The organism is Melioribacter sulfuriphilus (assembly GCF_051488685.1).
Taxonomy (GTDB): Bacteria; Bacteroidota; Ignavibacteria; order Ignavibacteriales; family Melioribacteraceae; genus Melioribacter.
This window is the reverse complement of the sequence record NZ_JBPSEH010000007.1, coordinates 1-13,816: the sequence shown is the minus strand read 5'-3', so window position 1 is coordinate 13,816 and position 13,816 is coordinate 1. Positions and strand designations below refer to the sequence as shown.

Here is a 13,816-nt window from a genome sequence, read left to right as displayed (position 1 = left end):
TGATTAGAATTGATTTAAAAAGCGTAAATCGCTGTCGAATAAAATTCTGATATCGTCGATGCCGTATTTTCTCATTGCGGTTCTTTCGATGCCCATGCCGAAAGCATAACCAACAAATTCTTCCGGATCGATGCCGACATTTTTTAAAACATTCGGGTCGACCATACCGCAGCCGAGGACTTCGAGCCACCTCCCTTCTTTCCCTTTCGGTTGCCACCATACGTCCATTTCTGCACTCGGTTCTGTAAAGGGGAAGAAGCTGGTTCTAAAACGGTACCTTACGTCGTTGCCAAAGTATTGTTTTATAAACGATACCAGTGTTCCTTTCAATTCGGCAAAGGTTACATCTTTGTCAACATAGAGTCCTTCTACCTGATGAAAAAGGCAATAGCTTTTGGCGCTTATTGCTTCGTTACGAAATACTTTCCCGGGCATAATAGCTCTGATTGGCGGTTTCTTTTGACTCATCAATCTGATTTGTACGGGCGATGTATGAGTTCTAAGAAGAAACTTGTCGTTGATAAAGAAAGTATCTTGCATATCTCGTGCAGGATGGTCGTCTGGAAAATTCAGAGCTTCGAAGTTATTGTAATCCGATTCGAGCTCGGGCCCTTCGTAAACGGAAAAACCGAGTCCTTTAAAAATTGATTTAATTTCGTCGAGTGTTTGTGTTATCAAATGCTTGCTGCCGATTGGTCTTTTCCTGCCGGGCAATGTAATATCGACGAAGTTATCGGTCTTCTTTTTTTGAGATTCGAGTTTTTCTTTGAGTTCGTCGTAGACTGTCTGAGTGTAATTTTTCAGTTCGTTGAGAATTTTTCCGACGTTTCTTTTTTCATCGGGTGGAAGATTTTTGAATTCCTCGAAGAAATTCTGGATAATACCTTTTCGACTCAGGAATTTAAGGCGCAATTCTTCGAGGGTTTTAAGGTCGTGAACATTTGATACGAGCGAGTCGAATTCTTTTCTGGCTTCTGTAATTTTATCGATCATAGCCTTACCTGAGAATTTAAAAAAATCCCTTCTGAATCATTCTAATTCTGAAACAGAAGGGAGCGTAAAATTAATTAATCGCGAATTTAACTATTTCTGAAAAAGCTTGCGGATTTTCCACAGCCAGATTAGCTAATATTTTGCGATTGATAAGAATTCCTTTTTTGTTCAAAGCATCTATCAGTCTTGAATATGTAGTGCCGTTTTGACGGGCAGCTGCATTAATACGAATAATCCAGAGCGAACGGAATTCTCTTTTTTTGGCTTTACGATCTCTATAAGCATATTGCAGAGCTTTTTCGACATGGTGCTTTGCAACAGTATAAACTTTACTGCGGGCACCCCAATAACCTTTGGCTAACTTAAGAATCTTCTTACGTCTTTGTTTCGACGCAACGTGATTTACTGAGCGTGGCATTTCTTTTCCTCTCCTATTGTTGTATCAAAACTTTTATTCGTTTTGAATCGGCTTTAGAAACCAAAGTCGATTTACGCAAGTTTCTTTTTCTCTTTCTCGACTTTGTAGTTAGAATATGGGACTTGTAAGCTTTGTTACGTTTGATTTTACCGCTACCAGTAACTCTAAAAGTTTTAGCGGCTCCTCGATTACTTTTCATTTTTGGCATCTTGTCACCTATCTATTTTTTTCTTTTCCCTTTTTGCGGTGCTAATATGGCATGCATCGCTCTGCCTTCAAACTTTGGTTCTTGTTCAACTTTTGCCACATCTGACAATTTATCGATAAATTTCTTCAAGAGCTCTTCACCAATTTCAACATAAGCCAGTTCGCGACCTTTGAAAATTACCGATACCTTAACTTTGTTGCCATCTTCAATAAATTTTGTGGCATGTCGTGCCTTAAATTCAAAATCGTGAGTGTCCGTATTTGGATGTAATCGAATCTCTTTTAATACGCTAACTTGCTGTTTCTTCTTTTGCATTTTTTCCCGTTTCTGCTGCTCGTATACAAATTTACCGTAATCAATTATTTTGCAGACCGGCGGTTTAGCCTGCGGCGCTATTTCGACCAGATCCATTCCTACTTCACGAGCTCTGTTTAATGCTTCTTTGACAGAAACGATTCCTACTTGTTCACCTTTTTCGTCAATTAAACGAACTTCAGGTGCTCTGATTTCTTCGTTCACACGGTGTTGTACTTGTGCGATAATTACCTCTTTAATTGTGATTAATTCTGTTTTTTATTTCGTTTTGTAATTTTTCAATAAACTCATCCAATGATAGAGTGCCCAGGTCGCCCACTTTATGACGTCTTACAGAAATTAAACCGCTCTCTTTTTCTTTTTCACCTACTATTGCCATGTAAGGTACTTTATTAGTTTCCCAGTCTCGAATTTTGTAACCGATTTTTTCATTCCTCTCGTCGAGATGAGATATAATATCAGAATTGAGTAACTTTTTATGAACTTCAGCGGCATAGTCGAGATAATTCTGAGAAACAGGAATAACCGCAACCTGAATCGGAGCTAACCATGTTGGGAATGCACCTGCATAATGCTCAATCAAAATGCCCATAAATCTTTCGATTGAACCGAGCAATGCTCTGTGAACCATGAAAGGTCTATGTTCTTTTCCGTCTTCGCCGATATAACTCATATCGAAACGTTCAGGAAGGTTAAAATCGAACTGGACGGTGCTCAATTGCCACTGACGATTGAGAGCATCTTTAATTTTAATGTCGATCTTTGGTCCGTAAAATGCACCGCCGCCTTCGTCAATTTCGTAAGAAAGATTTTCTTTTTCGAGTGCATGTTTAAGAGAATTAGTTGCTTTTTCCCAGATTGCATCGTCTCCGATTGCGTCTTCGGGTTTTGTAGAAATGTAAAAATTCAGGTCATCAAATCCAAATGAACGCAACATATATATCGAGAAGCGAATAACCTCGATAATTTCATCTTCGATTTGTTCTTGAGTGCAAAAAATATGGGCGTCGTCTTGAGTAAATCCTCTGACGCGCAAAAGACCATGCAATACTCCACTCTTTTCATATCTGTAAACTGTACCGAGTTCTGCCCATCTAAGCGGCAGGTCCCTATAAGAACGGAGTTTCGACTTATAAATCATAATATGAAATGGGCAGTTCATCGGCTTAACATAATAATCCTGCTCATCAATACTCATCGGTGCGTACATATTCTCTTTGTAGAAAGAAAGATGACCACTGGTTTCCCAGAGCCATCCTTTACCCATGTGCGGGGTATATAATAAATCGTAACCGTTTTTAATATGCTCGGCACGCCAAAAAGTTTCGATTGTATTTCGTATGCGAGCACCTTTGGGATGCCAGTAAATTAATCCCGCTCCTGCTTCTTCATGAATACTAAAGAGGTCGAGTTGTTTGCCTAATTTTCTGTGATCTCTTTTTCTGGCTTCCTCGAGCAATGCAAGATGTTCTTCGAGCATTTTCTTTTTCGGAAACGAAATGCCGTAAATTCTCTGGAGTTGTTTGTTATTTTCGTCTCCGCGCCAGTAAGAGCCGGATACATTCAAAAGTTTGATATATTTTATTTTTCCAGTGCTCGGTAAATGTGGACCTGTACAGAGGTCGACGAAATCACCTTCTTTATAAATACTGATGACATCCTTCGAGTCGTCGAGCTCGCTTAATATTTCGAGTTTGTAATTGTCCCCTTTATTCTTAAAAAATTCTATAGCTTCATTTTTACTTAACTCGACTCTCTGAAATGGATTATCCTGTTTGGCGATTTCGAGCATTTTGCTTTCAATTTTTTCGAGGTCAGAATCGCTCAATTTCGAATTGATATCGATATCATAATAGAAGCCCGATTCAACAGCTGGGCCAACACCAAATTTGGCTTCTGGAAAAAGTAATTGAATGGCATGTGCCATCAAATGTGATGTAGAATGCCAGTATGTTTCCCGCCCTTCGGAGTCGTCAAAAGTCAATATCTGAACTTCGGCATCTTCGTATATAGGAGTCGATAAATCTTTTACGACACCATTAATTTTGGCTACGAGAGCTTCTTCTGCAAGACGTTTCGAGATACTCTCGGCAATCTGAATAGGTGTAATCCCCTTTGGGAATTCCTTGACCGAACCGTCGGGGAATTTAATATTGATTATTTCACTGTTCATAATTTTCCTAAATAAAAAAATCGGAGTCAACTCCGATACTTTATAGATCATACAAGGCTTAACCCGATGACCTTTTGCACGTCAATAATCGTTGTAAAGGTTTTTTATATTTTGCTATCTTAATTTACGATTATTTTTTACGATAAATGTTTTTTGTACTTTAGAAATTAATGTGCAAAAATAGCAAAAAATATTTCAATTTCATAAAAAACCCCGCTTTTGCGGGGATTTCTCCATCACACCCGCAAATATATATCCCCTGCTAATTTTTGTCAAGTTTTTAAATTCATTCTGTCGTAATAACATATAAATAGCAGTTTGCTGATTGCATCTTCAATGCACTTTGATTCTGAACTATTATTCTTAAAAATCAATCGCAAATATGAAGAATAATAACAACGCTTAAATTGTATTCATTATTTAACTCTAAAAGAATAATATTTTAGATCATAAGTGCTAATTCACAACGAAGAAAATTAAACCTGTCTGAATAAGCAAAGCCGAAGTTAAAGCCACTTTATTCAGTTAACATTACTCTCATCATAAAAATTATTAATTGTCCTCTTGACTTTACAGGGAAAAAGTTGAAAGTGAAAACTAATTCTATCAGAAGGTGCAACTGAAGTAATAGAAAATGCAAAGAAACATAATTTATGCTTATAAATTTGACAGAGGAGTTATAGATTAAAAAATCTTTTATCCTAATCGCCTACTGTTTTGTATTTCAAGAAAGTTATTCTATCTCCTTATTGGAACCTAAATTTGATATAAAAAAGAAATCACTGAGCACACATTCAAGAATTTACTCCTGCAAGTAGTACAGGGTTTATTAAAAGTTATAAGGCAATATCTAATGGATCTGATAATGAAATAAAATGATTGGACAAATATGGACATTCAGGTTGTTATTGTTTTAATAAGGTAGTTTCTATATATTTCAGCAACAATTTTAGAAAATTATGGACTTAAAAATTAAAGATATCGTCGAATTACTAAATGTTAACGAAAAAACTGTTTATAGATGGATAAAAGACAAAAAGATTCCCTGCTATAAGATCAATCATCAATATCGATTTAATCGGGCTGAAATAAATGAGTGGATTTTGCTCAATAAAATAGAAGTATCTTCTTCGCATTTTTTTGAAAATATAAGTAAAATCAGCATAGCACAATTAATTGAATCTAATGGAATTGTTGAAACAATTTCCGGTACGAATATAACGCAAGTATTAAAAAATGCTGTCGATAAAATTAAAACTCCCGAAGACTTATCAAAGGAGGAGATAACATCTGCGCTATTAAGTCGCGAAGAATTAATGCAAACTGCAATTGGAAGAGGGATAGCAATACCGCATCCGCGCAATCCGATAATAACAAATCCAAAATTTGCAAGCGTCTCAGTTTGTTATCTTGAAACGCCACTGGATTTTTCTGCTTTAGATAATCAAGATGTTCATACATTGTTTATCCTTCTTTCTGCGAGCCCCAAAATGCATCTTGAAATCTTATCCCGCATTTCATTCCTCTGTCAGAAAGACGAATTCTTGAATATGCTAAGAAACCGCGCATCCAAAGAAGAGGTTATCAAATTTATCGACACAGAAGAAAGCAAGTGGAATAAAAAGGAGAACAATTGATATGGATTTATTTCTCATTGGTTCTCTCTTTTTTCTACTTGGTGGGATCGCTGCCATATTAACTGGCGAAAACTACAAATCAAAAATTTATATTGTCTTTTCTGCTGCAGCAAATATTCTTGCACTGCCTGCTGTTTTTAACACGCTGCTTTCCGGAAACTCATATATCTGGAATTACACCTTTAGTTTCCCAATTGGCAAAGTGGATTTTGTACTGGATCCGCTTTCGGCATTTTTTGCATTGATAATTTTAATTGGTTCTTTTCTTGCGTCCTGCTATTCAGCTGGATATATGAAAATGTACATCGGGAAAAATTCACAACTTTCTGCATATCTTTTCTTCTTCGGTCTGATGAGTACCTCGATGATGTTAGTTATTGTAGTACAAAATGCTCTTATGTTTTTAATCAGCTGGGAATTGATGTCGATTGCTTCGTTCTTTCTTGTAACATTTGAACACGAAAAAAATGAAGTAAGGAAAGCCGGAATTTATTACTTCACGTCAATGCAAATTGGAGTTGCATTTTTAATTGCTGGATTCGCCTGGATATCTTCATTGTCCGGTTCGCTTGCTTTTAATTCCTTTCACGAAGTTTTTAGAAAGTATAATCACCTCACATTATTTTTCTTTTTGATGTTTTTTATTGGATTTGGAACAAAGGCAGGATATATACCGATGCACACATGGCTGCCACGTGCACACCCTGCAGCCCCTACAAGCATTTCGGCTCTAATGTCAGGCGTGATGATTAAAACAGGAATTTATGGAATCCTGAGAATTATTCTTCTGATGGACATTATACCGGTTTCACTTGCTTATTTTGTTCTCCTCATTGGATTGGTAACTGGAATTGTTGGTATTGCCAATGCAATTTCACAGCATGATTTCAAAAAACTTCTCGCCTACTCAAGTATAGAAAACATAGGAATTGTCGGGATAGCCATTGGTCTGGGAATGCTTGGAAGAGCTTATGGAAATGACTTGATTGCTGGTTTTGGTTTCCTCGGTGCTTTACTCCATACTTTTAATCATTTTACTTTCAAGAGCGTCTTGTTTTATGGTGCGGGTGTAGTTTATTCACAAACGCATACAAGAAATATTGATATGCTCGGCGGATTAGTAAAATATTTACCCAAAACAAGTATTATGTTTTTGTTTGCAACAGTTGCTATAAGTGGTTTTCCATTACTCAATGGATTCGTTGGGGAATTTTTTATATACACTGGTCTTGCAAAAAGTTTTTCAATACAAAATATTGGTGTTAGCATTGTTGCTGTGCTTGGCATTTCAGGGCTTGCATTTATTGGTTCTATGGCAATGATAACTTTTACTAAATTATTTGGGTTGACATTTTTGGGAATGAATCGCTCTGAATTTCATAATGCACCTCATGAAAAAAATTCCTTAATGCTTTTCCCCATGAGTGTTTTGACACTTCTAATGCTTGCAGTTGGACTTTTACCAATTACAATTATTTATTTACTGCTGAAAGTGCTGCCAATGTTTTCTAACCATTTCTCATTAAATGGTTATTTTGAATTGCTTTCATTAATAAATTCAATTTCAATATCGCTTGCAATTTTCTTACTGTTTATAGTTGTGATCTATAGTTTACGAAAGCTACTCATATCAAAAAGAAGTACTAAAAAGTTTAAGACATGGGATTGCGGTTATCAGGATGTAACGAGCAGAATGCAATATACAAGCGGCTCTTATGCACATCCTTTTATGCAGCTAATCTCAAAATTAGTTCCGATAGAAATTAATGTAGAAAAAGAAAGTGCACTTTTTCCAAAGGAAGCATCGTTAAAAAGCAGTTCGCGGGATGTGTCAGAAGGATTAATCATTCAACCAATAATTTCGGCGTTGAGAAAATTCATGGATCTTTTTTCATGGATACAAAGCGGAAGAATGCAGCAATATATCATCTATGGTTTGATTTTCTTACTTGCATTGCTGATCTGGATACTCGGAGTTGAATTATGATTAAAATAATGTTAACTCTTGTGGCAATTTTCTTTTCTCCTCTGTTTGTCGGCGTTATTAACAAAGTTAAAGCAATCTGGGCAGGAAGACACGGCGCTTCAGTATTTCAACCGTATTTTGATTTATTGAGATTGTTCCGCAAAGGCGAAGTAATCAGTACTACAACTTCATTCGTTTTTGAGATTGCACCTTCAATCAATCTGGCCGCTGTGATTTTTGCATTACTTTTTACTCCATTTCCTTATATCGGTTCAGTATTAAAGTTCAATGGTGACTTTGTGATTTTTGCATATTCACTTGGACTGGCTAAATTTTTTCTTGTAATTGCAGCGCTTGATACCGGCAGCAGTTTTGAAGGGATGGGTGCAAACCGCGAAGTTACTTTTTCAACCATTGTTGAAACTGCATTTTTCGTTCTGCTTGGAACGCTTGCATTTATAACAAACCAAACATCATTCGAGCAAATGTTTTTAATGCTGAATTCATCAGCCATTTATACATTGTTAATTAAATTATTATTCGTCGTCTCACTTTTTATTATGCTGCTTGCAGAAGGTAGCCGCGTCCCGATTGACGATCCGAATACTCACCTTGAATTAACTATGATTCACGAAGTAATGATCCTTGATTACTCGGGAGTGAATCTTGCATTCATGATTTTTGCATCTCAAATCAAAATGTTAGTGATTGCCCTTTTAATATCGAACTTTCTGATACCATTGAATTTCTCCATAGCCTTGACTCTATTATTTTGTTTAATGTCAATATTTCTAATTTATCTTTGTGTAGGATTGGTTGAATCGTTGATTGCGCGCTCAAGAATTTCACATGTGCCTCAGTTTTTGTTCCTGATGACGGCTTTAGCTCTTACCTCGTTTGCAATTGTTGCCTTCTTCACTCACGGAGGAATTAAATGAACGACATAATTATAATTTTATTAGGCACAACAATTCTTTATATCTTTCCGGTTAGCAGATTAGAAGCATATGTAAAGACTCTAGCTGTGCAGGGCATTTTGCTTTTCCTCCTTGTAATTATTGACATCAAAGAAATTAACTGGCTCAACATTCTTTTCCTCAGTTTTGAAACATTGATTCTCAAAGGAATCATTATCCCCTATTTTCTACTTTCAGTAATAAGAAAAAACGAAATCAGTCGTGAAATCGATCCTTATATTTCGCAATTCTATTCAATATTAATTGGAAGCCTAATTTTTATATTCGGATTTCTGGCCGCTTTCTGGGCGGCCCGCCTCGATGCTAATATCAAGCCACTTTATTTTGGAATTTCAATTGTCATGATAATTTCCAGCCTCTTTTTGATTATTAACAGAAAAAGAATTATCACACATATCCTCTGTTACATGATTCTGGAAAATGGAATTTTTCTACTGTCCTTATCTGTGGCTAATGAAATGCCGATGCTTGTTAATCTTGGTGTTCTACTCGATTTATTTGTCGGGATTTTTCTCTTCGCAATTTTCTTCAATAAAATTCAACAGATGTACGACGGAAACAAAATTGACATTTTGACGGAGCTAAAGGACTAATTATGATTGGATTAGTTTTAGTTTTTCCAGTTTTGTTAGCAATAATCGGATTAATCGTAAAAAATAAGTTGGTCAATAGAATCAATCTTGGACTGACTTCGGCTGCTTATCTATTTGTTTCCATTCAAAAGATAATTAACAACGAGTTTTATTTTCTCCCTGATTGGCTGCTGCAATATTTTGCGTTCGATGAAATTGGATTGTTTTTCCTCTTTGTAATGACCATCGTTTTTGGGGGAGTTAGTATATATCTTACTTTTTATTTCAAAGAACACAATCTAAGCGCTGCCAAAGAATCTGTGTTTGTTGCCGAACTTTTATTATTTCTTGCAGCAATGTCGGGTGTGATACTATCCACGCATTTAGCATTACTCTGGGTCTTTATTGAAGCAACTACATTGACAAGTGCATTGCTGATTTATTTTGAAAAGAAAAAATCTTCACTCGAAGCCACATGGAAATATATTTACATCTGTTCGATTGGAATTGCGCTTGCTTTCGTCGGAATTATTCTCTTAAGTATTGGCACCCGCCAGATTAATTCTCTTTATTTTGATGATTTATACAATAATGCAAATCTTATAAACATTTTCTGGCTCAAAATTGCTTTTGCATTTTTATTTGTAGGGCTCGGAACAAAAATCGGTATAGCACCCATACATGCCTGGCTACCAGATGCGCATTCAGAAGCTCCGTCACCCGTCTCGGCAATGCTGTCAGGAACATTATTGAATTCAGCATTCCTGGGATTGATTCGTGTTCATCAAATTTTTATTAAGACAAACTTAGAAGACTTTTCAAATTTCTTTTTTATGCTGACTGGATTTCTTTCTCTTTTCGTCAGCTCAGTTTTTATGCTCAGAACGAAAAACTATAAGCGTATGCTCGCTTATTCTTCGATCGAAAATATGGGAATTCTGTTTATCGGAATTTCAGCTGGTAAATATGGAATTTATGCGGCAATGCTTCATACATTGTCACATTCATTCGCCAAAGCTTCTTTGTTTCTTACTTCGGGAAACATTCTTTACTTATTCAAAAGTAAAAAAATTGACGACATAAAAGACTTAATTAAACTTGACCCCAAAACAGCCTGGCTCTGGATAATTTCTGCACTCGCTATTATTGGTCTGCCACCATTCCCGATTTTTATCAGCAAGTTTTTTATCATAAAAGCCTTGTGGGTACAGGGAGTCAGCTGGCTGGCAATCTTATTTTTCCTGTTTATAGTAATTATCGGCTTCGGTATTTTTTCTTCGATCTTCAATATGGCTTTCAGGAATGATGATTCAGCTTCATCTTATAAAAATTATAATCTCGGATGGCAAGCTTATACTCCACAGGTTGTTTTGCTAATAATACTATTTTTTATAGGCATCAATACTCCGGCATTTATCAACGAGTTAATTAACAATGCAGCGAACTTTTTAAGATGACAGGAGAAAATGTGAATTGGGTCGAAATTAAAAATCTGCAAACTCTGTCGTTAGATAAAATAAAGTGGGTTGATTTTTCTGAATTTCGTGAGAGTATAGTTATTAAAATTCATGAAGGGAAAAGACTGGTAAATTTATTTGGAATGCACGAGCAGGATCTTGTCAGAATCTTCTGCATTCTTGCCGATGACGAATTATCAAAGCTATTTGTTTTATCCTCTTCCCTTAGGTCGGGTGATGTTTATGACTCAATTACGAATGAAGTTCCTTCAGCTCATCTATTTGAAAGAGAACTCTGGGAGCAGTTTGGAGTTATTCCCAATGGACATCCGTGGCTAAAGCCAGTACGACACGGAATTGCAGGTGTTGATCAAACACAAAAACAATATGATTTCTTTAAAATGTCAGGCAGCGATGTCCATGAAGTAGCCGTCGGGCCTATTCATGCCGGGATTATCGAACCGGGGCATTTTCGATTTTCCGCTCACGGCGAAATAATTCATAATCTTGAAATTCAACTTGGATTCCAGCATCGTGGAGTTGAAAAACTTTTTTTACAGAATAGTAATTTGTTATATCAAACTAAACTTGCAGAGTCGATTGCCGGCGATTCAGTTATAGCTCATTCCGGCACATTTGTTCGAGCAGTTGAATCGTTGATGAATTTAAGCATTCCTAAGCGAGTTAAAATCATAAGATCAATCATGCTTGAATTGGAGAGAATTGCTGTACATCTTGGAGACTTAGCTGCAATATCTAATGACATTGCATATTTAACAGGTAATTCGATATTCGGTGCATTACGAACGTCAGTCATTAATACTACCATGTCGGTTTGCGGCAATCGATTCGGTAGAAACATGATGAAAATAGGTGGAGTAAATTTTGACATCGATTCCGCCAGAGCAAAAACTTTACTCGAAACAATCAACCGTGTTGAGAATGAAGCTACAACAGCGGCAGAAGCTATGTTTTCTTCGGCTTCAGTAATGGAACGACTTGAGAAAACAGGCATTGTATCGAAAGAAATTGCACAATCAATAGGAATGGTGGGAATGGCTGCACGTGCAAGTGGAGTTTCTTTAGATGCACGAGTTGATCATCCATTCGGTGCTTATGAATTTTTCCCAATTCATAAACTCACCTTAGATTCCGGTGATGTCTTTGCACGTGCATATATTCGTTTTATCGAAATTCAACAGTCAGTAAAAATTATAAATGACTTGATGGAAATTTATACTGATGGAAATTATGAAGAAAAAATCGGGGAGATGCAAAAAAATTCTTTCGTCGTTTCAATTACAGAAGGCTGGCGTGGTGAAATTGTTCATTGCATAATTACAGATGGAACCGGAAAAATTAAAAGGATAAAAATAAAAGACCCGTCGTTCAACAATTGGTTTGCACTTGCCCTTGCCGTAAGAGAGCAGGGAATTTCTGATTTCCCGCTATGCAACAAAAGTTTTAATCTTTCATATTGTGGTTTCGATTTATAAAGAGGAATTATGTTTGATTTAATCAAAGCACGAAAAAATCATGGCTATCAGGCAATAGAAAATATTACCGAAGCAAAAATATTGTCAACCCACAGAGGATTTCCAATTATTGATGAAACCAAATTTGCCGGTAATATCGACGACCTGATGCAAGCTTGCCCTGCAAAAGCTATTTCAAAAAATCCGCTTGCTATCAATCTTGGTAAATGTATTATTTGTGGTGAATGCGAAAAGATGTCAGGCGGTGCAATTAAGTTTTCAAGCAACTACAAAATTGGTTGTGATTCAGAGGCTAAGCTAATTATCAACTCAAAAGTCAGCTATGACGATTTCCAGAATTATGCTATTGAATATCGAAGAGAAATACATAAACTTTTTGGAAGGTCGTTGAAGTTGCGGCAGGTATCTGCAGGCGGTTGCAACGGATGCGAAATGGAATTGAATGCATGCGGTAATGTTAACTTTGACATGGGAAGATTTGGTATCGATTTCGTCGCTTCTCCGCGTCATGCAGATGGAATTGTGCTGACTGGCCCAATTACAAAAAATATGGCAAAAGCTCTCGAAGATGCTTATCAAAGCATTGGCGACCCAAAGATTGTGATCGCAACTGGCGCCTGTGCAATCAGTGGAGGAATTTTTGCTGACTCTACAGAAATCGATCGAACTTTCACTGAAAAAATAAAAATTGATTTGTTTATTCCAGGTTGCCCACCACATCCACTGGTGATTATTAACGCCATTCTGAAATTTTTAGGCAAAAAATAATTCGACGATTTCAATAAGATGTAAGATGCTATCAAAACTAAGATTCTTATAACGAGACTGGAAATTTTAACCTCAATTTGCCGCCCAAAACCTCAATTAACCAATTGAGAAAATTTTTGTGTTACAACTGAATATGTATAACTAATTTCTATTTGTACTGATGGTCTAAATAATATAATTAGTGGGAAGATTAAGTAAAATGAGCTTGATTAATAACTCGCAATTTTAGGATTAGAATAAATAATACAATGATTACTGTAGATGCATGCTTAAATATATTCGAAAACAAATTTTGAAATCGCTACTAAATAATTATTTCTTTTCGATTTTCAATAGTGTTTTTTTATCGGAGGTATTATTAGCGGATGGATTTGAATTATTGTGTGAGCCTTTGTGGGTTCTACAGGACTCGAACCTGTGACCTTCTGCACGTCAAGCAGACGCTCTAGCCAACTGAGCTAAGAACCCTTATTAAAAAATACCTATTTCAAAAACTTCGTTTAGAATTTCAAAATTAATTTGTTGTTGCCTTTTTATTCCGAACCTGTGACCTACCCGCCTCAGGCGGGTCGCTCTAGCCAACTGAGCTAAGAACCCTTATTAAAAAATACCTATTTCAAAAACTTTGTCTAGAATTTCAAAATTAATTTGTTGTTGCCTTTTTATTCCGAACCTGTGACCTACCCGCCTCAGGCGGGTCGCTCTAGCCAACTGAGCTAAGAACCCTTATTAAAAAATACCTATTTCAAAAACTTTGTCTAGAATTTCAAAATTAATTTGTTGTTGCCTTTTTATTCCGAACCTGTGACCTACCCGCCTCAGGCGGGTCGCTCTAG

General features: G+C 36.4%; 12 protein-coding genes and 1 tRNA gene. 7 read left to right on the top strand and 6 right to left on the bottom strand.

Features of this window, described 5'->3' with window-relative positions; translation table 11 throughout:
• Window positions 1–3: 3 nt before the first annotated feature.
• From pheS to thrS, 5 genes are all read right to left on the bottom strand, one after another.
• A complete protein-coding gene (gene pheS / locus ACSSV9_RS10135; RefSeq protein ID WP_437347140.1) occupies window positions 4–993 on the bottom strand; it encodes a phenylalanine--tRNA ligase subunit alpha in 990 nt (329 codons plus the stop codon).
• Between the two features lie 70 nt (window positions 994–1,063).
• Window positions 1,064–1,411, bottom strand: coding sequence for a 50S ribosomal protein L20 (gene rplT, locus ACSSV9_RS10130; RefSeq protein ID WP_437347139.1), 348 nt, complete (start codon window positions 1,409–1,411; stop codon window positions 1,064–1,066).
• Window positions 1,412–1,424: 13 nt separating this feature from the next.
• Window positions 1,425–1,619: a 50S ribosomal protein L35 gene (rpmI, locus tag ACSSV9_RS10125; RefSeq protein WP_437347138.1), complete on the bottom strand. Its 195-nt coding sequence runs from the start codon at window positions 1,617–1,619 to the stop codon at window positions 1,425–1,427.
• 12 nt (window positions 1,620–1,631) lie between these two features.
• A complete protein-coding gene (gene infC / locus ACSSV9_RS10120) occupies window positions 1,632–2,138 on the bottom strand; it encodes a translation initiation factor IF-3 (RefSeq protein ID WP_437347137.1) in 507 nt (168 codons plus the stop codon).
• 31 nt (window positions 2,139–2,169) lie between these two features.
• Window positions 2,170–4,107 (bottom strand): threonine--tRNA ligase, encoded by a 1,938-nt coding sequence (thrS, locus tag ACSSV9_RS10115; RefSeq protein WP_437347136.1) that lies wholly within the window; start codon window positions 4,105–4,107, stop codon window positions 2,170–2,172.
• A 959-nt stretch (window positions 4,108–5,066) separates the two neighbouring features.
• On the opposite strand from thrS, the gene ACSSV9_RS10110 reads away from it, so the two are divergent.
• The 7 genes from ACSSV9_RS10110 to ACSSV9_RS10080 are packed head-to-tail and all read left to right on the top strand — an operon-like array spanning window position 5,067 to window position 12,980.
• Window positions 5,067–5,744: a PTS sugar transporter subunit IIA gene (locus tag ACSSV9_RS10110; protein WP_437347135.1), complete on the top strand. Its 678-nt coding sequence runs from the start codon at window positions 5,067–5,069 to the stop codon at window positions 5,742–5,744.
• Between the two features lies 1 nt (window position 5,745).
• The gene (locus tag ACSSV9_RS10105; protein ID WP_437347134.1) at window positions 5,746–7,731 is read left to right on the top strand and encodes a proton-conducting transporter transmembrane domain-containing protein; all 1,986 of its coding nucleotides are present in this window, start codon (window positions 5,746–5,748) and stop codon (window positions 7,729–7,731) included.
• On the top strand, window positions 7,728–8,648 hold the full coding sequence (locus ACSSV9_RS10100; RefSeq protein WP_437347133.1) for a respiratory chain complex I subunit 1 family protein: 921 nt from the start codon (window positions 7,728–7,730) through the stop codon (window positions 8,646–8,648). The genes ACSSV9_RS10105 and ACSSV9_RS10100 overlap by 4 nt, the downstream gene beginning before the upstream one ends.
• Window positions 8,645–9,280 carry a hypothetical protein gene (locus ACSSV9_RS10095; RefSeq protein ID WP_437347132.1) on the top strand — a complete coding sequence of 212 codons (636 nt, stop codon included), beginning with the start codon at window positions 8,645–8,647 and terminating at the stop codon, window positions 9,278–9,280. Before ACSSV9_RS10100 ends, ACSSV9_RS10095 begins: the two co-directional genes overlap by 4 nt.
• 2 nt (window positions 9,281–9,282) lie before the next feature.
• Window positions 9,283–10,716 carry a proton-conducting transporter transmembrane domain-containing protein gene (locus ACSSV9_RS10090; protein WP_437347131.1) on the top strand — a complete coding sequence of 478 codons (1,434 nt, stop codon included), beginning with the start codon at window positions 9,283–9,285 and terminating at the stop codon, window positions 10,714–10,716.
• 11 nt (window positions 10,717–10,727) lie between these two features.
• A complete protein-coding gene (locus ACSSV9_RS10085) occupies window positions 10,728–12,212 on the top strand; it encodes a hydrogenase large subunit (protein ID WP_437347130.1) in 1,485 nt (494 codons plus the stop codon).
• Window positions 12,213–12,221: 9 nt separating this feature from the next.
• Complete coding sequence (locus tag ACSSV9_RS10080) at window positions 12,222–12,980, top strand: NADH-quinone oxidoreductase subunit B family protein (RefSeq protein ID WP_437347129.1); 759 nt, start codon at window positions 12,222–12,224, stop codon at window positions 12,978–12,980.
• Between the two features lie 394 nt (window positions 12,981–13,374).
• Here ACSSV9_RS10080 and ACSSV9_RS10075 read toward each other — a convergent pair.
• Window positions 13,375–13,448: transfer RNA gene (locus tag ACSSV9_RS10075), tRNA-Val, on the bottom strand.
• Window positions 13,449–13,816 lie beyond the last annotated feature (368 nt).